The 22,443-nt window shown below is 63.7% G+C and carries 18 protein-coding genes and 1 pseudogene; 13 read left to right on the forward strand and 6 right to left on the reverse strand.

The window, feature by feature from the left end; translation table 11 throughout:
• Positions 1 to 146: 146 nt before the first annotated feature.
• The 3 genes and pseudogenes from NKI97_RS17750 to NKI97_RS17760 form a co-directional block, all read right to left on the reverse strand.
• Positions 147 to 2,651 carry an adenylate/guanylate cyclase domain-containing protein gene (locus NKI97_RS17750; protein ID WP_352835596.1) on the reverse strand — a complete coding sequence of 835 codons (2,505 nt, stop codon included), beginning with the start codon at positions 2,649 to 2,651 and terminating at the stop codon, positions 147 to 149.
• Between the two features lie 42 nt (positions 2,652 to 2,693).
• Complete coding sequence (locus NKI97_RS17755; protein WP_352747172.1) at positions 2,694 to 3,788, reverse strand: branched-chain amino acid ABC transporter substrate-binding protein; 1,095 nt, start codon at positions 3,786 to 3,788, stop codon at positions 2,694 to 2,696.
• Between the two features lie 243 nt (positions 3,789 to 4,031).
• Positions 4,032 to 4,388 (reverse strand): annotated as a pseudogene (locus NKI97_RS17760) (ABC transporter permease subunit); the annotation flags it as partial.
• A 127-nt stretch (positions 4,389 to 4,515) separates the two neighbouring features.
• Here NKI97_RS17760 and NKI97_RS17765 point away from each other — a divergent pair.
• Together NKI97_RS17765 and NKI97_RS17770 are read left to right on the forward strand one after the other, a co-directional pair.
• Entirely contained in the window at positions 4,516 to 5,115 is a 600-nt protein-coding gene (locus tag NKI97_RS17765) for an ANTAR domain-containing response regulator (protein ID WP_023676288.1), read from the forward strand.
• 2 nt (positions 5,116 to 5,117) lie between these two features.
• Positions 5,118 to 6,356, forward strand: coding sequence for a CmpA/NrtA family ABC transporter substrate-binding protein (locus NKI97_RS17770; protein ID WP_352835599.1), 1,239 nt, complete (start codon positions 5,118 to 5,120; stop codon positions 6,354 to 6,356).
• A gap of 243 nt (positions 6,357 to 6,599) precedes the next feature.
• On the opposite strand, the gene NKI97_RS17775 is transcribed toward NKI97_RS17770, so the two are convergent.
• Positions 6,600 to 6,731 carry a hypothetical protein gene (locus NKI97_RS17775; protein ID WP_352747178.1) on the reverse strand — a complete coding sequence of 44 codons (132 nt, stop codon included), beginning with the start codon at positions 6,729 to 6,731 and terminating at the stop codon, positions 6,600 to 6,602.
• Here NKI97_RS17775 and NKI97_RS17780 point away from each other — a divergent pair.
• From NKI97_RS17780 to NKI97_RS17820, 9 genes are all read left to right on the forward strand, one after another.
• The gene (locus NKI97_RS17780) at positions 6,715 to 8,031 is read left to right on the forward strand and encodes a CmpA/NrtA family ABC transporter substrate-binding protein (protein WP_352747181.1); all 1,317 of its coding nucleotides are present in this window, start codon (positions 6,715 to 6,717) and stop codon (positions 8,029 to 8,031) included. The two genes, NKI97_RS17775 and NKI97_RS17780, sit on opposite strands and share 17 nt — an antisense overlap.
• Positions 8,032 to 8,105: 74 nt before the next feature.
• Positions 8,106 to 9,002, forward strand: coding sequence for a nitrate ABC transporter permease (gene ntrB, locus NKI97_RS17785; RefSeq protein WP_352835603.1), 897 nt, complete (start codon positions 8,106 to 8,108; stop codon positions 9,000 to 9,002).
• Positions 9,003 to 9,013: 11 nt separating this feature from the next.
• A complete protein-coding gene (locus NKI97_RS17790; protein WP_352448436.1) occupies positions 9,014 to 9,811 on the forward strand; it encodes an ABC transporter ATP-binding protein in 798 nt (265 codons plus the stop codon).
• A gap of 392 nt (positions 9,812 to 10,203) precedes the next feature.
• Positions 10,204 to 10,401 (forward strand): twin-arginine translocation signal domain-containing protein, encoded by a 198-nt coding sequence (locus NKI97_RS17795; protein WP_352448437.1) that lies wholly within the window; start codon positions 10,204 to 10,206, stop codon positions 10,399 to 10,401.
• A 58-nt stretch (positions 10,402 to 10,459) separates the two neighbouring features.
• Complete coding sequence (locus NKI97_RS17800; RefSeq protein ID WP_352448438.1) at positions 10,460 to 11,761, forward strand: MFS transporter; 1,302 nt, start codon at positions 10,460 to 10,462, stop codon at positions 11,759 to 11,761.
• 19 nt (positions 11,762 to 11,780) lie between these two features.
• A complete protein-coding gene (gene nirB / locus NKI97_RS17805; protein WP_352448439.1) occupies positions 11,781 to 14,231 on the forward strand; it encodes a nitrite reductase large subunit NirB in 2,451 nt (816 codons plus the stop codon).
• A 66-nt stretch (positions 14,232 to 14,297) separates the two neighbouring features.
• Positions 14,298 to 14,627: a nitrite reductase small subunit NirD gene (gene nirD / locus NKI97_RS17810; RefSeq protein ID WP_352448440.1), complete on the forward strand. Its 330-nt coding sequence runs from the start codon at positions 14,298 to 14,300 to the stop codon at positions 14,625 to 14,627.
• Positions 14,628 to 14,630: 3 nt separating this feature from the next.
• On the forward strand, positions 14,631 to 17,585 hold the full coding sequence (locus tag NKI97_RS17815; RefSeq protein WP_352448441.1) for a nitrate reductase: 2,955 nt from the start codon (positions 14,631 to 14,633) through the stop codon (positions 17,583 to 17,585).
• Positions 17,586 to 17,689: 104 nt separating this feature from the next.
• Positions 17,690 to 18,175, forward strand: a complete 486-nt coding sequence (locus tag NKI97_RS17820) for a hypothetical protein (RefSeq protein ID WP_352448442.1) — start codon at positions 17,690 to 17,692, stop codon at positions 18,173 to 18,175.
• A 25-nt stretch (positions 18,176 to 18,200) separates the two neighbouring features.
• On the opposite strand, the gene NKI97_RS17825 is transcribed toward NKI97_RS17820, so the two are convergent.
• Positions 18,201 to 19,232, reverse strand: coding sequence for a hydroxyacid dehydrogenase (locus NKI97_RS17825; protein ID WP_352835609.1), 1,032 nt, complete (start codon positions 19,230 to 19,232; stop codon positions 18,201 to 18,203).
• A 175-nt stretch (positions 19,233 to 19,407) separates the two neighbouring features.
• Between NKI97_RS17825 and NKI97_RS17830 the strand changes: the two genes are divergently transcribed.
• Both NKI97_RS17830 and NKI97_RS17835 read left to right on the forward strand, forming a co-directional pair.
• Positions 19,408 to 20,844 carry an aldehyde dehydrogenase family protein gene (locus NKI97_RS17830; RefSeq protein ID WP_352835683.1) on the forward strand — a complete coding sequence of 479 codons (1,437 nt, stop codon included), beginning with the start codon at positions 19,408 to 19,410 and terminating at the stop codon, positions 20,842 to 20,844.
• A gap of 37 nt (positions 20,845 to 20,881) precedes the next feature.
• Positions 20,882 to 21,463 carry a DUF1349 domain-containing protein gene (locus tag NKI97_RS17835; RefSeq protein WP_352448444.1) on the forward strand — a complete coding sequence of 194 codons (582 nt, stop codon included), beginning with the start codon at positions 20,882 to 20,884 and terminating at the stop codon, positions 21,461 to 21,463.
• A gap of 41 nt (positions 21,464 to 21,504) precedes the next feature.
• On the opposite strand, the gene NKI97_RS17840 is transcribed toward NKI97_RS17835, so the two are convergent.
• The gene (locus NKI97_RS17840) at positions 21,505 to 22,257 is read right to left on the reverse strand and encodes an SDR family NAD(P)-dependent oxidoreductase (RefSeq protein ID WP_352835612.1); all 753 of its coding nucleotides are present in this window, start codon (positions 22,255 to 22,257) and stop codon (positions 21,505 to 21,507) included.
• Positions 22,258 to 22,443: the final 186 nt, after the last annotated feature.

A 22,443-nucleotide genomic window follows, 5' to 3' on the forward strand; every position in this document is an offset into this window, starting at 1 on the left:
GTCTCGGCTCCGATGCGGACGTTCCGCCCGAGTTCGAAGACTGACCGCGACCGTTCTGCGACCTTCGCATCGATAGCGCCAATGAGCGGCGTCCCACATCCCACTCCTTGTGTCCATTGGGAGGGGTCGTTGTGGACCAAGCCCTACTACCCAGGCTTGTGACGAAGCCGATCCAGCGCGTCTCGAAGTGCATTGGCGGCATCGCCACGCTCGTCAGGGGACATCAGCTCCGGTTCAAGTTCCAACCTGAAGTGCGGCAGCTCCGTTCGAACAGCACGACGAGCGGCCGCCAAATTGGCCTTCAGATCGATGACGCGGTAGGTGGCGACGGGATAGGCGATCCCCTTGATCTGGACTTGCCCCAGTTCCTCACAGTCGATTGCGTCCTTCACTTGCGCAAACGTCTCGTAGGAAATGAGGATGGCCCCCGGCGGCGCCTCCTGCTCCAGGCGCGAGGCGAGATTCACGGCGCCGCCGATTATCGTGTAGTCCATCCGGTCCTCGCTGCCGAAGTTACCGACGGTGCAGTAGTCGGTATGGATGCCGATGCGACAGCGCAGCGGTGTTTCGATCCCCATGTCCCGCCAGACTTCGGCAAGCTCGCTAATCCGCTTTTGCATTGCAAGTGCCATCTGCGCGCAAGCCAGCGCGTCCTCCTTGACGCCGCGAGTCTCGGGATCGCCGAAAAACATCAGGATCGCGTCGCCGACATATTTGTCGATCGTCGCGCCGTGATCCGAAGCAATTTTCGACATTTCCGTCAGATAGTGATTGAGGAGTTGGGTGAGATCCTCGGATTCCATTTTGTCAGTGGTCTCGGTAAAGCCGGCGATATCGGAGAAGCATATTGTCAGTTTCTTCCGCTGGCTGGCGATCCTGACCTCCTGGCGGCCGGTGAATATCGAGCGATACACCTGGGGCGCCAGATACTTCGCCAGCTTGCTGGAAAGCGCCTCCAGAACCACGGATTTCTCGGCGAGATTCTCCTCCCTTTGCTTCAGCTCAGTGATGTCCGAATAGACGGCGACCGTGCCGCCGGCGCTGATCCGCCGCTCGCTGACCATGACCCATCGCCCGTCGCCTCGCCTCTGCACCCAAGGTTCGCCAGGGTTGCGGTGCCGCGAGAGGCGCTCGGCGACCCACTCCTCGACCCGCCCCTCGGCGTCCCTGATGTAGCCGCGCTCAGCGGATCGGCGAATGATTTGCTCGAATGTCGTGCCGGGCGTCAGTTCGCTCTCCAGACCGGTGTAGAGCAATTCGCGGTAGCGGCTGTTGCTGAGGACGAGCCGGTCCTCCCAGTCGTACAGAGCGAATCCTTCGGAGATGCTTTCGATGGCATCGATGAGCCGCTGACGAGCTTCCGCAACGTCGCGCAGGTTCTTTTCCTCGACCTCGACAGCAGTATCCCGGAAGAGTCTCAGCGCTTCGGCCATGCGCCCGATTTCGTCGCTGCCCGCGGCTGGCAGCGGCGCACGAAGATTGCCCCCTGCAATCGCGAGCATGCCTTGGCTCACGGCCCCCAGTCGGGCGAGGAGGCTGCGGTCGACATAGAGCCAGACAACCAGAACCGAACTCAGGAGGCTGAGAAAGGCGGAGCCGAGTACAACCGCGGTGCCGTAGCGCTGGACGAGCGCGGCTTCGCGACCGGACGCAGCGATCTCCTGATCTGCCGTGGCGACCAGGCGATCGACGCCAGCGGTGAGATTGCGCGACAGTCGATTGTTCTCGGCCAGAAGCCTTTCGCCCTGTGCCAGGACAGCAAACTCGTCCTCCCGCACCTTGGGGATGCTGTCCTCGCCGTCGGTCAAACCCCTGAACTCGTCAACACGCTGCCGGAAGCGGGTCCGCAGCTTTTCGTCGATCTCCGTGGAAACCTTTTCAAGAGCAGTGACCGAACGGCGTAGCGGAAAAAGGATCAACGCCAGGTCGCCCGGCGTCGGCGCGTTCGCGACCTTCACCAGCGCGTCGTTGACCGCCGAGATCTCCAGCTGCGCCTTCTGCTGGGGAATGTAAGCCGCAATCGCCTGGACCAGGTCGGCCATCGCCGCTGCGCGTCGATCGGGCGACAGCGACGTGTCGGCCGCGACCGCCCTCCATTGCGGGAGCCTGGAATCCATTACTAGGATGCCGGTGGCCACAAGGCGCTGGCTTCCGGTCGTCGTCGCGGCGAGGCGGTTCAGGAGCTCCTCCTTGCGGGCGACCACGTCGAGCCGGGCGACAACAAGAGAGTCGAGCTCCTTCAGGTTGCGCCTCAGAACAATCGCGGCTTCCTCGATCTCGGCCAAAGGCACTGTGCCCAACGTGGCATCCCGGAGGTCCGTGCGCAGGGCCTCGAGGCGGGACATCTCGAGCGCGACGGCAGCCGAGACCTCGCTGTGCTGAGCCCTGCTTGTCGCTGCTAGCACCGATGGCGCGGCAGCAGCGACCCGTTCGGCCTGGCGCGACAGCTGGAGGGAGGCGAGCGCCGACGGCACTCGATCCGTGGTAATTCGGTCCACGACGTCGCCAACCTGGAGGAAGGCATAAAGCGCCGCAGCGGTTGCCAGCACCGCAAGGGCGCTGATCCCGAAAAAGGCGAGCAACAGCCGGCCGCGTATGCCGAGGCGTTCAAGCTCGGCGAGTCGGAACAGTCCGGCCACACTGGTCTGCATCAGACTAGACATCTCAGCCGGCACGCCGGCGATCAGCGAACCCTATTCAACCGGCACGTACTCTCCGCCGCGCCAGACGTACCAAACCCAACTCTGCTTCGTGAGGTCGCCCTTGTCGTCGAAATCGACCCGGCCGATGACGGTGTCGAATTCCTGTTCGTGCAGTGCCGCAATGATGGCCTTCTGCTCCAGCGAACCTGCCTTCGAGACTGCCTGGGCCCAAACCTGGACCGCGCAGTAGCTCAACAGCGTGTAGCCCGCGGGTTCGAAATTCTCCGCACGGAACTGCTCAACGACCGCGGCCGCTTCGGGGCTTCGCCTCGGGTCCGCCGGGAACGTGAAGAGGGTCCCCTCCGCCGCGGGGCCGGCGATCAGGGCAAATTCCTCGGTCGCCAAAGCATCTCCGGATATGAGCTGAACCGTGTAGCCACTGTCGTGTGCAGCGCGAGCAATCAGCGCAACCTCGGCATGATACCCACCCACATATAAGGCGGAGACGCCGGCGGTCTGCAACGTAGCGACCTCGGCCGAATAGTCGTCCTTCCCGGGAATGTATGCGTCGTAAACGGCCTCAGTCACGCCCCGCTTGTTCAGCTGCTTCCTGGTCTCGTCGGCGAGACCCTTCCCATAGGTCGAATTGTCGTGGAGGATCGCAATCTTCTTGTTGCCCCAGCGATCGGCAAGGTAGTTGCCGGCGATGAAACCTTGCGCGTCGTCGCGGCCAATGGTGCGAAAGACATTGGCACGGCCCTGTTCGGTCAGCTGCGGATTGGTCGAGCCTGGGGATATCTCAACGACGCCCGCCTCCTCGTACACTTTTGATGCGGGGATCGAGGCCCCGGAGCAATAATGCCCGACGACGAGCACGACCCCGTCAGCCACCAGCTTCTTGGCGGCCGCCACAGCTTGCTCGGGATCGCAGAAGTCGTCGACCGAGATGAGCCTCACCTTCTGGCCGAGCACGCCGCCCGCCGTGTTGACGTCGGCCACTGCCATCTCCGCGCCGCGCTGTCCCTGCTCGCCGATCCAGGCGAGCCGTCCCGTCATCGCAGCCGAGACGCCGATCAGCACCTCCGCCTGCGCGGAACTGAACACGGCCGCGAGAACTAAGATCGCTATGGCGATGATGCGGTGCATGTGTGCACCCCCTTAACTGTAGCTTACGCCAATCCCGTCAAAGCCGACAGCCCCTTCGGCAAGCGCGACTGTCTCGGGCTGCTATTGCAGCGCACACCCAATTTGGCGAAGCAAGCATACACTGGAATGGCGTGTCATAACTTCGTTCACTGAGGTCGGAATCGCGCGCCAAATCCGGACGTTACCACTGACCGGAGTGAGCGTCGTGATTGGGTCAAAGCAGCCCCCCGCCTCAGCTTCCCCCTATCTCTCCTCCACAATCCGCAAATAAGCCGCCGTCACAAACAGCACGATTAACCCAAACAATATCCACCACGCCCCTTCCGGCATCTGCAAAATCGTCAGCAGCGTCGTCAGCGCGGTGGGGATCAGCGCCGTTGATTGTGCCGGTGCAGGCGCCGCGGCCGCCGAAGATCGAGGTGCCGCCGACGACGGCGGCGGCCACCCAAGGCAGCACCAGCGGGTCGGCGAGCGACGGCCTTGATCAGGCCGATGTAGTGCAGTGCCGACGAGCACGCTCGAGATAACGTAGAGCGCCGTGATCACCTGCCAGCAGCGTACGCCGGACAGGCGTGTTGCCCGTTCGTTGTCGCCGACCGCCCCAGCACCACCGCCGCGACGCTGGCCGTCGCGTCCAATTCCTCAGGCGACGCCTGGACGCCGGCATTGTTTCCGTGAATCTCGGGATGCCGCATTGCACAATCGTCTCGCCTGCGCAAAATGCGGCATGATCCGCAAATCCCTCACTGTCCTGGTGATCGATGAAAACCACATCCGCGCTTCGATAATCGAAGCGGGATTGCGGGAGGCTGGGCATCAGCAGGTCACGGTCATCCACGACGTCGCCGGCATCGCGCGACGGATCGCCGAGATCGAACCCGACGTCATCGTCATCGATCTCGAAAATCCCAACCGCGACATGCTCGAAAACATGTTCCAGCTTTCGCGCGTGGTGAAGCGGCCGATCGCCATGTTCGTCGACCGCTCGGATCAGGCTTCGATCGAAGCCGCGGTGGAAGCGGGGGTATCAGCCTATGTCGTCGACGGCCTGCGTCAGGAGCGGGTCAAGCCGATCCTCGACATGGCGATCAGCCGCTTCAACGCCTTCTCGCGTATGGCGCGCGAACTGGAAGAAGCCCGCAGCGAGTTGGAGAGCCGCAAGGTGATCGATCGCGCCAAGGGCATCCTGATGAAGTCGCGCGGCCTGTCGGAGGACGCGGCCTACACGCTGCTGCGCAAGACCGCCATGAACCAGAACCGCAAGATCGCCGAGATCGCCCAGAGCCTGGTAACGGCGGCAGGCCTGCTGGATCCCGAGGAGAGTTGAGAATGGCGGCCGAGCACCGGATCAATGCTGGCTTCATGCCGCTCTTCGACAGCGCTATCCTTGTCGCGGCGAAGGAAATCGGCTTCGCCCTGCGCGAAGGCATCGACCTGACGCTCAACCGGGAAACGTCCTGGGCCAACATCCGCGACCGCATCGCCATCGGCCATTTCGATCTGGCGCACATGCTGGGGCCGATGCCGATCGCCTGCAATCTGGGGCTGACACCGCTCGCCTCCGATACCGTCGTGCCGTTCTCGCTCGGCCTCGGCGGCAATTGCGTGACGGTTTCGAACGCGGTCTGGGTGGGCATGGCCGCGCACGGCGCCCAACCCGATCTCGATCCGGCGCGGGCCGGCAAGGCGTTGGGAGCGCTGATTCGTGAACGGGTGAATGCCGGCGGCGATCCGCTTCGCTTCGCCGTCGTCCATCCGCACTCCGGGCACAATTATGAATTGCGCTACTGGCTCGCCGCCTGTGGCATCGACCCGTCGCGTGAAATCGAGATCGTCATCGTGCCGCCCCCGTTCATGGCCGACGCACTCGCCGCCGGCAGGATCGACGGCTACTGCGTCGGCGAACCCTGGAACAGTGCCTCGGTCGTCGCGGGCACCGGCCGTATCGCCACGGTCAAGGCGGCCATCTGGAAGACCAGCCCCGAGAAAGTCGTCGGCGTGCGCAAGGCATGGGCGGAAAGAGAGCCGGACGCGCTTTCAGCCCTGCTGCGTGCGCTTCATCACGCGGCGCGCTGGTGCCAGGATCCGGCAAACCGTGACGAACTCGCGGCCCTGATGGCGCAGCCGGCCTTCCTCGGGCTTGCGCCGGCGCTGCAGATGCCGATCCTCAGCGGCCATCTGGCGCTCGGCGGCGGCGCCGAACTCAACGTCGGCGACTTCTTTCTGCCCTTCGGCAAGGCGGCGAACTTCCCGTGGAAGAGCCATGCCCTGTGGTTCTACACGCAGATGGTGCGCTGGGGGCATGTCGCGCACACGCCGGAAAACCTCGCTATTGCCCGCGACTGCTACCGCCCCGATCTCTACCGCTCGGCGTTGAAGCCGCTTGGCGTAGCGCTTCCCGGTGCCAATGCCAAGGTCGAGGGCGCGCTGAAGGCCGCGACTCCGGTCGGTTCGGCGGGGGCAAGCCTGGTGCTCGGTCCCGATGGTTTCTTCGATGGCCAGATCTTCGATCCCGACGAGATCGACGCCTACATTGCCGGCCAGAAATTGGCGCGCGCCGAAGTCTGATCATTTCGGCGCCATTCTTGTGCGCTGCACAAAAAATGTGCGTGCAACTGCGCTAATGAACAATCTTTGGCTTGCTCGCCCAGCGGGCCGGCGCGCCGACGATTTTGGCAAGTCGTTGATCTCATTGATGTTTGTCATCCATTCCGAAACTGGCACGGTTCCTGCGTTGCAATAGGCAGACTCTTCTCGGGTCACGGAATAGGCGTCCAATGGCGGGCGCTACAGGCAACGCTGCCGCTCAGGTCAACACGCGATCCCGGATGGACGGACGCGCGCGGCCTGGCCGGCGGCTTTTTTGTTTTGGTCGAACACGCAATCGACGGCGCCGATCCCAAGCCGCGCCCAACCGGAGATGACGATGACGAAAAGCAGCAATAGCCATTCCGCCCAAACGGCGATCAGCCGCCGCGATTTCCTGAGGATCAGCGCGGCCACCACGGCAACGCTGGCCGCGGCGCGTGCGCTGCTGCCCTCCGGCGCCTATGCGGCGCCCGCCGCGCCGGAAGTCACCGGCGCCAAGCTCGGCTTCATAGCGCTGACCGATGCGGCGCCGCTGATGATTGCCAAGGAGAAGGGCCTGTTCGAGAAATTCGGCATGCCCGACGTCGAGGTGCTCAAGCAGGCCTCCTGGGGGGCGACGCGCGATAATCTGGTGCTCGGCGGCGAAGCCAACGGCATTGACGGCGCCCATATCCTGACGCCGATGCCTTATCTGATGCACACCGGCAAGGTGACTCAAAACAAGCAGCCACTGCCGATGGCGATCGTGGCCCGGCTCAACTACGACTGCCAGGGCATTTCCGTCGCCCAGGAATATGCCGGCACCGGCGTCGGCCTCGACGCATCAAAGCTGAAGGACGCCTTCGCCGTCAAGAAGGCCGCAGGCAAGGAGGTGAAGGCCGCCATGACCTTTCCGGGCGGCACGCACGATCTTTGGCTGCGCTACTGGCTGGCCGCCGGCGGCATTGATCCCGACAAGGACGTCTCGACCATCGTCGTGCCGCCGCCGCAGATGGTCGCCAACATGAAGGTCGGCAACATGGACGTGTTCTGTGTCGGCGAGCCGTGGAACGAGCAGCTGGTTCACCAGGGCGTCGGCTTCACCGCCGCCACCACTGGCGAGCTGTGGAAGGGCCATCCGGAAAAGGCGCTCGGCCTGCGCGCCGCCTTCATCGACAAGTATCCGAACGCCACCAAGGCGATCCTGATGGCCGTCATGGAAGCCCAGCAATGGTGCGAAGCCAAGGAAAACAAGGACGAGATGGCCGCCATCATCGGCAAGCGGCAATGGATGAACGTGCCGACCGCCGACATCATCGGCCGCCTCAAGGGCGACATCAATTACGGCAATGGCCGCGTCGCCAACGGCACCGATCTCTACATGAAGTTCTGGCAGGGCGGCGTGTCCTATCCCTTCAAGAGCCACGACAGCTGGTTCCTCGCCGAAAATATTCGCTGGGGCAAGTTCGCGCCGACCACCGACATCAAAGCACTGGTCGGCCAAGTCAACCGTGAGGATCTGTGGCGCGAGGCGGCCAAGGATCTTGGTGTCGCCGCGGCCGATATTCCGGCGTCTACGTCGCGCGGCGTCGAGACCTTCTTCGACGGCAAGATCTTCGATCCGGAGAACCCGTCCGCCTATCTCGACAGCCTGAAGATCAAGGCATCGGCCTGAGCCTGACATAGATGCGCGGCAGGCGGTGGCAGCGCCGCCTGCCTTGCACCCGCCGCCAAGGAGTTTTTCGAGAAATGTCTATCCAAGCCATCGAGGACCGCAAGGTGAAGCCGTTCCCCGCACCGGCCAAGCCCGCCGAGGTCATCGCCTTGACCGCCAGGGCGCGGCGCCGCTTCGACCCGGCCGCGATCGCCGCCAAACTGGCCAGCACGCTGGTGCCGCCGGTCATCGTCATCACCATTATGCTCGTCGTCTGGCAGCTCGCCTGTTCGTCGCCCACAGCCAGCCTGCCACCGCCGAGCCAAGTGTGGAACGAGGCCTATGACCTGATCGCCCACCCGTTCTTCGACAATGGCTCGCAGGACATCGGACTCGCCTGGCGGGTGCTGATGTCGCTGCAGCGCGTCGCCATGGGCTTCGGCCTGGCAGCAATCGTCGGCGTCGCGCTCGGCGCGCTCGTCGGCCAGTCGATCTGGGCGATGCGCGGTCTCGATCCGGTCTTCCAGATCCTGCGCACGGTGCCGCCGCTCGCGTGGCTGCCGCTGTCGCTGGCGGCGTTCCGCGATTCCAGCCCGTCGGCGATCTTCGTCATCTTCATCACCTCGATCTGGCCCATCATCATCAACACCGCGGTCGGTGTCCGCAACATCCCCGAGGACTACCGCAACGTCGCCCGTATCCTCCGGCTCAATCAGTTCGAGTTCTTTGTGAAGATTATGGTGCCGGCGGCCGCGCCCTACATCTTCACGGGCTTGCGGATCGGCATCGGCCTGTCCTGGCTCGCCATCGTCGCCGCCGAAATGCTGACCGGCGGCGTCGGCATCGGCTTCTTCATCTGGGACGCGTGGAACTCGTCGCGCCTGCCCGACATCATTGTCGCGCTCGCCTATATCGGCGTCACCGGCTTTTGCCTCGACCGCCTGGTCGCGGCGGTCGGCGTCTTCGTCACCCGCGGCACAACGGCAAAGTGAGGAGAGGGACGATGACGGCCTATCTGAAACTCGACCACATCGACAAATCCTTCGCCCGCGGCAGCCAGGTCAGCGACGTGCTGAAGGACATCCGGCTGACCATCGACAAGGGCGAATTCGTCTCGATCATCGGCCATTCCGGCTGCGGCAAGTCGACCTTGCTCAACCTGATCGCCGGCCTGACCAAGGTCTCGGCCGGCGCCGTTCTGCTCGAAGACAAGGAGGTCGATAGTCCCGGCCCGGAACGCGCCGTGGTGTTCCAGAACCACAGCCTGCTGCCATGGCTCACCGTCTACGAAAACATCAATTTGGCAGTCACGAAGGTCTTTGGCCGGAGCAAGAGCCGGGCCGAGCGGCATGAATGGATCATGCGCAATCTCGATCTCGTGCAGATGGGGCATGCCAAGGACAAACGTCCGGCCGAGATTTCGGGCGGCATGAAGCAGCGCGTCGGCATCGCCCGGGCGCTGGCCATGGAGCCGAAGATCCTGCTGCTCGACGAGCCGTTCGGGGCGCTCGACGCGCTGACGCGCGCCCATCTTCAGGACGCGGTGATGGATATCCATTCGAGGCTCGGCTCGACGACGATCATGATCACCCATGATGTCGACGAGGCGGTGCTGTTGTCCGACCGCATCGTGATGATGACCAACGGCCCGGCGGCCACCATCGGCGAGGTTCTTGCCGTGCCGCTGGCCCGGCCGCGCCGGCGCATCGAGCTTTCCTCCGACCGCACCTTCCTGCGCTGCCGCGAGGCGGTGCTGAAATTCCTCTACGAACGCCACCGCTTCGTCGAAGCCGCGGAGTAAGGCCATAACGGGAAAACTCGTCATCATCATTGGCAATCTGCATCGGCAATAGGCAATCTACCGCATTGCACAAATATTATGCTGCTGTGCAAGGCATTTTGACTAATCTTTGATCCGCTGCCGAGCTTGGTCAAAAGTCGCGCGGCTGCGGTTCATATTGATTTCATTCGATAATTAAGAGCGCTGTCGAATTGGCACGCTTCCTGCTTTCCGAAATGTAGGGTCCGCAAGGGCCAAGTGAAACGGCGTCCAATGGCGGGCGCCACAGGCAAAGCTGCCGCTCAGGTCCACACGCGCTCCCGGAACCCGGACGCGAAGACCTGGCCGGCGGCTTTTTTGTTTTAACGCAATCGACGGCGCTGATCCCAAGCGGCGTCCAACCGGAGACGACGATGACGAAACGGATCGGAACTGCCGCGTCCCTCGCGGACTTCACGCGCCGTGATTTTCTGGCCGTCAGCGCGCTGACGGCGGCGCTGTTCACCGCCGCGCTCCTCCTCTTTCCCGACGGCGCCAAGACTGACGGCAAGGGTCTCGAAGTGACCGCGCACAGCTCGGTTTCAACCAGTTCGCCGATGCTGCGCCGCTGACAGTCGCGAACGAACAGACAAGGGCGGTGCCTCCCACGCCGCAAACCGGAGCCAGAAAATGACCGCAAATCTCCCAGCCGCGCCCAGCCAGGACAGCGCTCCCCGGCAGGCGCTTGCCATGTCCACCATCGCCTTCACCGTCTGCTTCGCGGTGTGGACGATCTTTTCAATTATCGGCGTGCGCATAAAGCAGGAGCTGGGGCTGAACGAGACGGAGTTCGGCCTGCTCGTCGGCACGCCGATCCTCACCGGCTCGCTCGTGCGTATGGTGCTCGGTGTCTGGACCGACCGTTTTGGCGGACGGCTGGTATACACCGCGACCATGCTTGCGGCGGCGGTCGCGACCTTTCTGCTCGCTTTTGCGCACACCTACGGGCAGATGCTGGTCGCCGCACTAGGCGTTGGGCTCGCCGGCGGTTCCTTCGCCGTCGGTGTCGCCTATGTCTCGCGCTTCTTCCCGGCCGGCAAGCAGGGTACGGCGCTTGGCATTTTCGGTGTCGGCAATGTCGGCGCCGCGGTCACCAAGTTCCTGGCACCGTTCGTGCTTCTCTCCTGGGGCTGGCAGTCGGTCGCGCTGATCTGGGCGGCAGCACTCGTCGTCATGGCCGCCGTCTTCTGGTTCACGACTGGCGACGACCCGGTCATCCGCGAGCGCCGCGCCGGCAAGGCAGCGCCCAAGAGAAGCTTCTTGCAGGAATTCGCGCCGCTCAAGAACCTGCAGGTCTGGCGCTTCGCCTTCTATTATTTCTTCGCCTTCGGTGCATTCGTGGCGCTCTCGCTGTGGCTGCCCCGGTACCTGATCGGCGTCTACGGCTTCGGGCTTGCGACCGCCGGCATGATTGGCGCGGCCTATTCAATTCCGGCAAGTATTTTCCGCGCCTATGGCGGCGTGCTTTCCGACCGGATCGGCGCCCGCACCGTGCTCTACTGCACCTTCGCTGTCAGTGCCGTCGCGACTCTCGTTCTGTCTCTCCCCTCGGCAGACTACGTCGTGCGCGGTATCAGCGGGCCGATCGCCTTCCATTTCGAGATCGGCCCGCTCGCCTTCATAGCCGTTGCCTGTGTGCTCGGCTTCTTCATGAGCCTCGGCAAGGCCGCCGTCTACAAGCACATCCCGGCTTACTATCCGCAGAGTGTCGGCGCGGTCGGCGGCGTTGTCGGCATGATTGGCGGGCTCGGCGGCTTTATCCTGCCAATCGCCTTCGGCGTGCTCAACGACCTCACCGGCGTCTGGTCGAGCTGCTTCATGCTGCTCTTCGTCATCGTCGCCACCTGCTTTGCCTGGATGCATTTTTCCATCCGGCGGATGGAGCGCACGGCGTCTGACGAAGCTTCAGGCCTTTCCTACGCGGCTGAGTGAGAGCGGAGTGGATCAGGACATGACCGAGAAACTCGTCATCATCGGCAACGGCATGGCCCCCGGGCGCATGCTGGAGCATCTCCTGGAAAAGGCGCCTGGGCGCTACCAGGTCACCATCTTCAACGCCGAGCCGCGCGTGAACTACGACCGCATCATGCTGTCGCCGGTTCTGTCGGGAGAAAAGGCCTATGAGGAGATCATCATCCATGGCGACGGCTGGTACATCAAGCACGGCATCACCCTCTACAAGGGCCACAAGATCGTCGCCATCGACCGGCAGGCAAAGACCGTCACCTCCGATCATGGCGTGACCGAGCCTTATGACAAACTCGTCATCGCCACCGGCTCGGTGCCGTTTATCATTCCGGTGCCAGGCCATGACCTGCCGGGCGTGCTCACCTATCGCGATCTCGACGACGTCCGGGCGATGATGCTTGCCGCCCAGTCGCGGGCCAAGGCTGTCGTCATCGGCGGCGGCCTGCTCGGCCTGGAAGCGGCTGCGGGTCTGAACGCGCAGGGCATGGACGTCACCGTGCTGCACGTCATGCCGACGCTGATGGAGCGTCAGCTCGATCCGGCCGCCGGATATCTCCTGCAGCGCGCCGTCGAGCAGCGCGGCATCAAGGTCATCACCAAGGCCAACACCCAGGCGATCACCGGCAACGGCAAGGTCGAGCGGGTGGAGCTTGCCGACGGCACAGTCATTCCCGCAACGCTCGTCGTCATGGCGGTGGGCATCAGGCCGAATGCGGCGCTGGCGAAGGAAGCCGGCATTGCGGTCAATCGCGGCATCGTCGTCGACGCCGGCATGCGCAGCAACGATCCCGATATCTACGCAATCGGCGAATGCGCCGAGGTCAACGGCCAGGTCTACGGGCTGGTCGCGCCGCTCTACGAGATGGCGCGCGTCGCCGCCAGCCATCTGGCCGGCAATGAGGCGGCGGCTTTCGTCCACATGGACACGCCGACTAAGCTCAAGGTCACCGGCATCGAGCTGTTCTCTCTCGGCGACTTCGCCGAGGGCGATGACCGTCAGGAGATCGTGCTGCGCGATGCCGCGGCCGGCGTCTACAAGCGCCTGGTACTCAAGGACGACCGCATCATCGGCACCGTGCTCTATGGCGAGACGGCGGACGGCGCCTGGTTCAACGACCTCAAGAAGAAGCAGACAGACATATCCGAGATGCGCGATACGCTCATCTTCGGCCAGTCCTACCAGGGAGGCGCCCCCCTGGACCCTATGGCGGCCGTTGCAGCCTTGCCGGATGATGCGGAAATCTGCGGTTGCAACGGCGTATGCAAGGGAAAGATCACCGGCGCGATCACGGCCAGGGGCTTGACCTCGCTCGACGATGTGCGCGCCCACACCAAGGCGTCGGCCTCCTGCGGCTCCTGCACCGGGCTGGTCGAAAAGCTGATGGTGCTGACCATCGGCGACAAATACAACCCCGCGGCGGTCCAGCCGATGTGCAGCTGCACCGCGCTTGGCCATGACGAGGTCCGCCGGCTGATCAAGGCCAAGGGCTTGAAGACCATTCCCGCCGTCATGCAGGAACTGGAGTGGAAGACTTCCTGCGGCTGCGCCAAATGCCGGCCGGCGCTCAACTACTATCTCGTCTGCGACTGGCCCGACGAATACGCCGACGATTACCAGTCGCGCTTCATCAACGAGCGCGTCCACGCCAACATCCAAAAGGACGGCACCTATTCGGTAGTGCCGCGCATGTGGGGCGGCGTCACCAACGCCGCCGAATTGCGCGCCATCGCCGACGTCGTCGACAAGTTCGAGATCCCGATGGTCAAGGTCACCGGCGGCCAGCGCATCGACATGCTCGGCATCCGCAAGGAAGACCTGCCGGCGGTATGGGCCGATCTCGGCCAGGCTGGCTTCGTCTCCGGCCACGCCTATGCCAAAGGACTGCGCACGGTGAAGACCTGTGTCGGCTCGGACTGGTGCCGCTTCGGCACGCAGGATTCGACCGGCTTGGGCATCCGTATCGAAAAATTCATGTGGGGCTCGTGGACCCCGGCCAAGGTCAAGATGGCGGTGTCGGGCTGTCCGCGAAACTGTGCCGAGGCGACCTGCAAGGATGTCGGCGTGATCTGCGTCGATAGCGGCTACGAGATCCATTTCGCCGGCGCCGCCGGTCTCGACATCAAGGGCACCGAAGTGCTCGGCCAGGTCAAGACCGAGGACGAGGCGCTGGAGCATATCGTGGCGTTGACGCAGATGTATCGCGAGCAGGGCCGCTATCTCGAGCGTATCTACAAATGGGCCAAGCGCGTCGGCATAGCTGAGATCAAGCGTCAGATCATGGACGATGGCGAGAAGCGCAAAGCCTATTTCGACCGCTTCGTCTTTTCGCAGAAATTCGCCCAGGTCGACCCATGGTCGGAACGTGCTTCCGGCAAGGACAAGCATGAATTCCGGCCGATGGCTTCGGTCGGCTTTGCCCAGGCGGCGGAGTAGGCGCGTGTTCCCGAAAAGTGGAATGCGGTTTTCGGACAAGAACACGCGCAAAAGAGGAATGGCCACATGAACTGGGTATCGATCGGCACGCTCTCGGACATTCCGCGTCGCGGCGCGCGCTGCGTCGCCACGCCGGAAGGAAAGATCGCCGTCTTTCGCACGGCCGACGATCAGGTCTTTGCCATCGACGACCATTGCCCGCACAAAGGTGGGCCGCTCAGCCAGGGCATCGTCCATGGCACGGCGGTGACCTGTCCCTTGCACAATTGGGTGATCTCGCTGGAGACAGGCAAGGCGCTCGGCGCGGACGAGGGCGCGGTGCGCACCATTGCCGTGCGGGTCGACGGCGAGCGGCTGTTCATTGCGCTGGAAGCGCTGGCCAGCCGCGCGGCGTGAACCATGCAGATTGATGAAGCGCGCGAGGTGAGGACCACCTGCCCCTATTGCGGGGTGGGTTGCGGCGTGCTGGCGAAGGTCGCCGCGGACGGTGAAATAACCGTTCGCGGCGACCCGGACCACCCGGCGAATTTCGGCCGGCTCTGCTCCAAAGGCTCGGCGCTGGCTGAGACCATCGACCTCGACGGCAGGTTGCTATACCCGGAGATCCACGGTCGCCGCACCGACTGGGACGAAGCGCTCGACCTTGTCGCTTCGACCTTCTCGCAAACCATTGCCGAACACGGCCCCGGTTCGGTCGCCTTTTATGTTTCCGGCCAGTTGCTGACCGAGGACTATTACGTCGCCAACAAGCTGATGAAAGGCTTTATCGGCTCGGCCAATATCGACACCAATTCGCGCCTGTGCATGGCCTCGTCGGTCGCCGGCCACCGCCGCGCCTTTGGTTCGGACACCGTTCCGGGAAATTACGAGGACCTGGAACTTGCCGACCTGATCGTGCTGGTCGGCTCCAATCTCGCCTGGTGCCATCCGGTACTCTACCAGCGCATTGCGGCCGCCCGGGAAAAGCGGCCCGAGATGAAGGTGGTGCTGATCGACCCTCGCCGCACCATGACCTCAGACATCGCGGACATGCATCTGGCGATCGCGCCCGATGGCGACGTCGCTTTGTTCACCGGGCTGCTCGCCTATCTCGGCCAGCACAACGCGCTGGACCGCACCTATATCACGGCGCACACGACCGGCTTCGGGCAAGCGCTTTTCGCCGCCTCGGCGCTCGATCTTGCCGGCATCGCGGCTGCCACGGGTCTCAGTGAGGACGAACTGGCCCGCTTCTACAGCCTGTTTGCCGCGACGGCGAAGACGGTGACCGTCTACAGCCAAGGCGTGAACCAGTCGTCTTCGGGCACCGACAAGGTCAACGCCATCATCAACTGCCATCTGGCCACCGGCCGCATAGGCAAGCCCGGCGCCGGGCCGTTCTCGGTGACCGGCCAGCCCAACGCCATGGGCGGCCGTGAGGTCGGCGGCATGGCCAACATGCTGGCCGCCCACATGGAGATCGAAAACCCCGAGCACCGCGAACGCGTGCAGCGCTTCTGGAATGCCCCAACCGTCGCCGAAAAACCCGGCCTGAAAGCGGTCGAGATGTTCCGAGCGGTGGCCGACGGACGCATCAAGGCGCTGTGGATCATGGCCACCAACCCGGTCGATTCGATGCCGGATGCCGATGCCGTCGAAGCGGCGATCAGGGCCTGCCCGTTTGTTGTGGTCTCGGACGTGCTGGGCGAGACCGACACGGTCCGCCACGCCCATGTCCGGCTGCCGGCCACCGCATGGGGCGAAAAGGATGGCACCGTCACCAATTCGGAGCGCCGCATCTCGCGCCAGCGGGCTTTTTTGGCCAGGCCCGGCGAGGCAAGGCCAGATTGGTGGATCATCACTGAAGTCGCCAAGCGGATGGGCTTCGGCGAGGCTTTTTCGCATGTGTCGCCGGCCGACATCTTCGCCGAGCACGCGGCGCTGTCGGGCTTCGAGAATGACGGCGCGCGCGATTTTGATATAGGCGCGTATGGCGATATCGGTGCAGAGGCCTATGAGGATCTTCTGCCGTTCCAATGGCCAGCGCCGGCTCCACCCTCCCCCTTGAGGGGAGGGTCGGCACGCGCGTTGAGCAAAGCGAAACAAGCGGGACGGGGTGGGGTCGGTGGTGAAGTCTCGACCTCTCCGGGTCGCCCCACCGAGGTGGAGGCCGTCGCAGATGACCCCCTCTGGCCTGCCGGCCATCTCCCCCTCAAGGGGGGAGATCAGCCTGCTGCTCGGCTATCGCCAGTCTCCCAGGTTGATGAGTGGGCGCAGCCGGCAAAACTGCCAATCTCCCCCCTTGAGGGGGAGGTGGCCGGCAGGCCAGAGCGGCGCGCGCGGCGCCAGCCGGAGGACAAAAGCACCCGCTTCTTCGCCAACGGCAATTTCTACACACCCGACGGCAAGGCACGCTTCATTGCCATCCGCCCAGCCGCACAAACCCGCACCAGCCTGGACTACCCGCTCGTCCTCAACACCGGGCGCGTCCGCGACCATTGGCACACCATGACGCGGACCGGCAAGAGCCCGCGCCTGTCGCAGCACATGGCCGAACCGTTCGTCGAAATCCACCCGGCGGATGCGCAGCACTTCGGTATCGGCGATGCCGACATCGTGCGCGTCTCGACTGGCCATGGCGAGGTGCTGGTCCGCGCCCTGGTGACGGTGCGCCAACGCCAAGGCTCTGTATTCGTTCCGATGCACTGGACCGATCAGATCTCCGCCCGCGCGCGTGTCGATGCACTGGTCCCGCCGACGACCGATGCGATTTCAGGTCAGCCGGCCTCGAAGAACGTTGCCGCCCGCCTCGAACGCTTCGCTGCCGCAGCCTTCGGTTTCGCGGTGCTTGCCGAACGGCCCGCCTCGATCGACGCCGATTACTGGAGCCTCGCCCGCTGCCCCGCCGGCTGGCGGCTTGAAATTGCGCTGCAGGACAGCCGTGACTGGACCGGGTTTGCCGCCTCCCTGTTAGGCATGGAAGGCGAGACGCTCGCCTATCACGACATCGCCGGCGGGCACCATCGCTTCGCCCGTTTCGCAGGCAATCGGCTGGTCGGCGCGCTCTATCTTGCGCCTACCCCGGTAGCGGTGTCGCGCGGGTGGGCAGTCGAACAACTTGGTGCTGACCATGCCGATCGGCAGGCGCGGTTGGCGATTGTCGCCGGGCGGCCGGGCGGCAACAGCGTCGACCGCGGTGCCACCGTCTGCGCCTGTTTCGGGGTCGGTGCCAACCAGATCGCGGAAGCGGTACGCGGCGGCTGTACCAGCGTCGCGGCAATCGGCGCCGCCCTTCACGCCGGCACCAATTGCGGCTCTTGCCGCGCCGAGATCAAGACCATTATCGACGGGCGGCGTCTGCAAGCTGCGGAGTGAATGCACCGAGAAACTCTGCCGTGCCGCTGCATGATGCTTACTAGCAATTTACAAACCATGGGCTACCAACGTCCTGACTTCGATTCGCTCGGAACGGGAGCCCCATGAGCAAAGCCCTGACCTCATTCGCGCTTGCCACCATGCTGACGGCCTTGCTGATGGCGCTCAGCCTGGCGGTGGCCAGGCATGGCTATCCCTATGGCGCGATCGGCGCCAAGCGCTTGAGCGACGTCGCCGATGCGGGGACGTTCATTCCGCTCGCGGCGATCTATTTTTTCAGCGCACTGCTGATGATGGTTCTGCCGATCAGGCTCGCTGGCATCGTCCTGACACATGCCGCCGATGCGATCTTCTGGACGGTCATCGTGTTGTTTGCGGTCATCGTTGGATGTCTCGCCGCGAGATTTGCTTTCGGTCAGCGCGATGTGCTCTCCGCACTGCTGAACTGGCGCTTCCTGTTTGTCGCAGCCGTCGTCGGGTGTCATCTGTTCATCAACGAGCTGCGCCGCAACATCTTGTTGAGAAGCCTGTTCTTCGTCGTCTTCGCCGCAGCGACACTGGCCTGCCTGTTTTGGTCCTTCACCGTCTGAGCATGTGCGACCGTCGGCAGGCGGCTTAATTCTTGTCGACCGGCTTCGAACGCATTCGCGAAACGGTCTCACGCTCGGCCCGCTTCGAACGCATCGGCGGCAGGCCGCGGTCGATCAGGTCCATGTCTTCCAGCACCATGTCGCCCATCCGCTTGAAGGCGATGTCAAGCGCGCCGGCCCGGTGGGCGGAGCGCAGGAACCCCGGCAATGTACGGACCGGGTGATCCTGGGCCAGAGGCTCCTCAGGAAAAACATCGCTGGCGGCGACGATATGGCCGCTGTGGACGGCGTCCATCAGTGCCGGGAAATCGACCACGCCGGCTCGGCTGAGCAGGATGAAAGCGGCTCCCTTGCGCATCCTGGCAAACGCCTCGGCACCAAGGAAACCCTGGTTTTCGCTGGTCACCGAAGCGACGACGAAGATGAAATCGCTGTTCGACAGAACGTCGTCGAGAGAGGCCGGCTCGACGCCGTTTTCGATCAGGATTGACGGCGGCAGCCACGGGTCGAAGACTTTTGTCCGCGTGCGAAAGCCTGACAGCAGCCGGTTGAGCGCACGGCCAAGATCGCCGAAGCCGATAATGCCGACATCCGCGCCGGAAAGAAGCCGTGCCGTCCGGTTGCCGTCGCCGCCCCACAGCTCCTTGCCGTGACGAAATGCGAGATCGGCGTCGACGATGCCGCGGGCGAGGTTGAGCGCCATGGCAAGGCCGAGCTCGGCCACCGGTTCGGCAAACACCAGCCCGGTGGTGACGACATGGATGCCGCGCGAAAACAGCGTCTTGTAGGGCATGTTGTTGATGAGGTTGCTCTCGACATTGAAGATGCAGCGCAGCGCCTTCATTCTTTCCAGCGTCTCCGGCGCGATAGGTGGCTGGCCGACGATGTAGCGCGCCTCGGCAAGGATATCGGCCGGCAGCGCCGCCACCGCTTCGGGCGATATTTCGACGATACGGTATTTCGATCGAAATTTCGCCAGCGCAGCCGGCGTGAAGATCAGGTCGAGCGTGCGCGGTTCGGGTGCGCTGATCACCAGCGGCAAGGCGCTGTCGGACATGATGATTTCCTCCCGTGCGATCCGCGTCGCACCACACTAGAATCGTCTTCCCCGCCCCGACACCTATCACATGCCTGTCGAGGAGGAGAAGTTTGCCTGCCTTCGGCCTTGCGGTGCGGCGGTCGGTGGTCCAGATAGACGGCGATCGAAGGACGACAAGGAAGACAGCGACATGATCCCGTTTCGAAAGAACCTCATCGATGGCGAGTGGGTAGGCGATGCCGGCTCCCGCAACATCAACCCGTCCAATCTCGACGACGTGGTCGGCGAATATGCATCGGGGGGCACGGAGCATGCTCGGCAGGCCATCGCGGCGGCGAAAGCGGCATTTCCGGCATGGTCTAGATCGGGCCTGCTGGCACGCCATGCGGTGCTGAGGAAGACGTCGGACGAGATCAACGCGCGGAAAGATGAAATAGGCCGGGCGTTGGCGCGCGAGGAAGGCAAGACGCTGGTCGAGGGCATCGGCGAGACTGTGCGGGCGGCCCAGATATTCGATTTTTTCGCCGGCGAGACGCTGCGCTTGTCGGGCGAGCTGGTGCCGAGCGTGCGGCCCGGCGTCGGCGTCGAGATCACCCGCGAAGCGGTCGGCGTCGTCGGCATCATCACGCCGTGGAATTTCCCGATCGCCATTCCGGCTTGGAAAATCGCTCCGGCGCTGGCCTACGGCAACACCATCGTCTTCAAGCCGGCGGAACTCGTTCCGGAGAGCGCCTGGACTATTGTCGACATCCTGCACCGCGCCGGGCTGCCCAAGGGTGTGCTCAACCTGGTGATGGGCAAAGGTTCGGTGGTCGGCCAGGCGATGCTCGACAGTCCTGACCTCAACGCGATCACCTTCACCGGATCGGTCGGCACCGGCAAGCGCGTCGCCGCCGCCAGCGTCGAGCACATGCGCAAGTTCCAGCTCGAAATGGGCGGCAAGAACCCGCTTGTCGTGCTCGACGATGCCGACCTTGCCGTCGCCGTCGAATGCGCTATCAACGGTGCCTACTTCTCGACCGGCCAGCGCTGCACGGCGTCGTCCCGCCTGGTGGTGACGGACGGCATCCACGACCGCTTCGTCGAGGCGCTCAAGGACCGCATGGCCAAGCTGGTCGTCGGCGACGCTCTCGATACCAAGACCCAGATCGGGCCGGTTGTCGACCAGAGCCAGCTCAAACAGGACGAGGACTATATCGCCATCGGACGTCAGGAAGGCGCCGATCTCGCCTTCGGCGGCGAGCGGCTCGATCGCGAAACCCGCGGCTTCTATTTGCAGCCTGCGCTGTTCACCGAAACCACCAACGCCATGCGCATCTCGCGCGAGGAGATTTTCGGCCCGGTCGCCAACGTCATCCGCGTCAAGGATTATGACGAGGCGCTGGCGGTGGCCAACGACACGCCGTTCGGGCTGACGTCCGGCATCTGCACCTCGAGCCTCAAGCATGCCACGCACTTCAAGCGCAATTCGGAAGCCGGCATGGTCATGGTCAATCTGCCGACGGCCGGCGTCGACTTCCACGTGCCTTTCGGCGGGCGCAAGGGATCGAGCTACGGCCCGCGCGAGCAGGGCCGCTATGCCGCAGAGTTCTACACCACGGTGAAGACCGCTTACACGTTTGCCGGCTAAGAAAAGGCGGCAGACCAGCCAGGCAGCGAGCAAGTCGATGGCATCTGAGAATACGGACCTGACCTGGCTCAATCCGCCGCCGCACCACGCCTTCGGCAACAATACGGTGCATGTACGGACCGGTGAGGAGACCGACTTCTGGCGCGAGACGTTCTACGGCTTCTGGCGCGACAATGGCCATTTCCTCTATCGTGAGGTCGAGGGCGATTTCAGCGCCGAAGTCACCGTCAAGGGGCACTATGAGGTGCTTTACGATCAGGCCGGGCTTATGGTCCGCCTGAGCGAGACGCACTGGATCAAGGCCGGCATCGAATACACCGACGGGCTGATGTATTTTTCCGTCGTCGTCACCAACGATGCCTCCGACTGGTCGCTGGCCAGCATTCCGGCCGATCCGGACGGGGTCAGGATCCGCATGACCCGCCATGCCGAGACGATCCGCGTCCAGTATCGCGACCCATCTGACAAGCACTGGAAACCGGTGCGGCTTGCCTATTTCCCCCCGTCGAAAACGGTCGATGTCGGCATGATGTGCTGTTCGCCGCAGCGCGAGGGCTTCGAAGTGACATTCAGCGACTTTTCGATCGGCCCGCCGATCTCGCGGGAGCTTCACGACTGAGGCGCCGCGATCCGGTCGGGCGGTTTGCGTCCGGCCCCGCCTCAGTAGGTCGCCCGGCCGCCGGAGACGTCGAAGACGGCCGCCGTTGTGAACGAGCATTCCTCGGACGCGATCCAGCAGATCAGCGCCGCCACCTCCTCGACCTCGCCGAACCGCGCCATCGGTATTTTGGACAGCATGAAGTCGATGTGTTGCTGGCTCATCTGCTGGAAGATCGCGGTGCGCACGGCCGCCGGCGTGACGCAGTTCACCGTTACTTTGGTCTTGGCCAGTTCCTTGCCGAGCGATTTGGTCATGCCGATCACCGCCGCCTTGGAGGTGCTGTAGGCCGAGGCGTTCGGGTTACCTTCCTTGCCGGCAATCGAGGCGATGTTGATGATCCTGCCGTAATTGCGTTCGAGCATATGCGGGACCAGCGCCTTGTTGCAGAAGAAGACGCCGTTGATGTTGATGTCGGTGACCCGGCGCCAATCCTCCACCGAATACTCCCAGGTCGTCATGTTCGGCCCGGTGATGGCAGCACTGGTGACAAGGACATCGACCGCGCCAAGCGCTTCGATCGTCTCTCCGGCGGCGGCTTCGACCGCTATGGGGTCGGCGACGTCTAAGGTGACGCTGTGCAGGCCTGGAACAATGGCCTTGGCCCGCTCGATCTGGGCGGCATCGCGATCCCAGACCGAAACACGCCCGCCTTCGCCAGTGATCCTTTGCGCGACGGCCAGGCCGATGCCTGAGGCGCCGCCGGTGATAACAGCAGATCGTCCGGCAAATCGTCCCGCGAAACTCATCGGCATGTGGTCTTCCTCCCAATTGGCGGCGAATGTGAAGTCAACGGCGGACAAGTTCAAGCGCGGACTTGCAACCTCAGAACAGCTTATGATGGGCCAGCACCGGTCAATTGTACGGCACTGCCTTCTGGCCAAATCGTCTCGCCCGGTATGGAGAGAACGGCTGGAACGACGCGCCCGGTTGGCATCCGG

This window comes from Mesorhizobium sp. M0296 (assembly GCF_040321675.1).
Lineage (GTDB): Bacteria > Pseudomonadota > Alphaproteobacteria > Rhizobiales > Rhizobiaceae > Mesorhizobium.

What these genes read in the sequence shown, in the direction of transcription:
- NKI97_RS17755 (WP_352747172.1), bottom strand. Translation starts at nt 3,788, where the DNA reads ATGCACCGCATCATCGCCATAGCGATCTTAGTTCTCGCGGCCGTGTTC.
- NKI97_RS17840 (WP_352835612.1), bottom strand. Translation starts at nt 22,257, where the DNA reads ATGCCGATGAGTTTCGCGGGACGATTTGCCGGACGATCTGCTGTTATC.
- NKI97_RS17800 (WP_352448438.1), top strand. Translation starts at nt 10,460, where the DNA reads ATGACCGCAAATCTCCCAGCCGCGCCCAGCCAGGACAGCGCTCCCCGG.
- NKI97_RS17790 (WP_352448436.1), top strand. Translation starts at nt 9,014, where the DNA reads ATGACGGCCTATCTGAAACTCGACCACATCGACAAATCCTTCGCCCGC.
- NKI97_RS17780 (WP_352747181.1), top strand. Translation starts at nt 6,715, where the DNA reads ATGACGAAAAGCAGCAATAGCCATTCCGCCCAAACGGCGATCAGCCGC.
- NKI97_RS17770 (WP_352835599.1), top strand. Translation starts at nt 5,118, where the DNA reads ATGGCGGCCGAGCACCGGATCAATGCTGGCTTCATGCCGCTCTTCGAC.
- NKI97_RS17825 (WP_352835609.1), bottom strand. Translation starts at nt 19,232, where the DNA reads ATGTCCGACAGCGCCTTGCCGCTGGTGATCAGCGCACCCGAACCGCGC.
- NKI97_RS17795 (WP_352448437.1), top strand. Translation starts at nt 10,204, where the DNA reads ATGACGAAACGGATCGGAACTGCCGCGTCCCTCGCGGACTTCACGCGC.
- NKI97_RS17835 (WP_352448444.1), top strand. Translation starts at nt 20,882, where the DNA reads ATGGCATCTGAGAATACGGACCTGACCTGGCTCAATCCGCCGCCGCAC.
- NKI97_RS17750 (WP_352835596.1), bottom strand. Translation starts at nt 2,651, where the DNA reads ATGCAGACCAGTGTGGCCGGACTGTTCCGACTCGCCGAGCTTGAACGC.
- NKI97_RS17815 (WP_352448441.1), top strand. Translation starts at nt 14,631, where the DNA reads ATGCAGATTGATGAAGCGCGCGAGGTGAGGACCACCTGCCCCTATTGC.
- NKI97_RS17820 (WP_352448442.1), top strand. Translation starts at nt 17,690, where the DNA reads ATGAGCAAAGCCCTGACCTCATTCGCGCTTGCCACCATGCTGACGGCC.
- NKI97_RS17765 (WP_023676288.1), top strand. Translation starts at nt 4,516, where the DNA reads ATGATCCGCAAATCCCTCACTGTCCTGGTGATCGATGAAAACCACATC.
- ntrB (WP_352835603.1), top strand. Translation starts at nt 8,106, where the DNA reads ATGTCTATCCAAGCCATCGAGGACCGCAAGGTGAAGCCGTTCCCCGCA.
- nirB (WP_352448439.1), top strand. Translation starts at nt 11,781, where the DNA reads ATGACCGAGAAACTCGTCATCATCGGCAACGGCATGGCCCCCGGGCGC.
- nirD (WP_352448440.1), top strand. Translation starts at nt 14,298, where the DNA reads ATGAACTGGGTATCGATCGGCACGCTCTCGGACATTCCGCGTCGCGGC.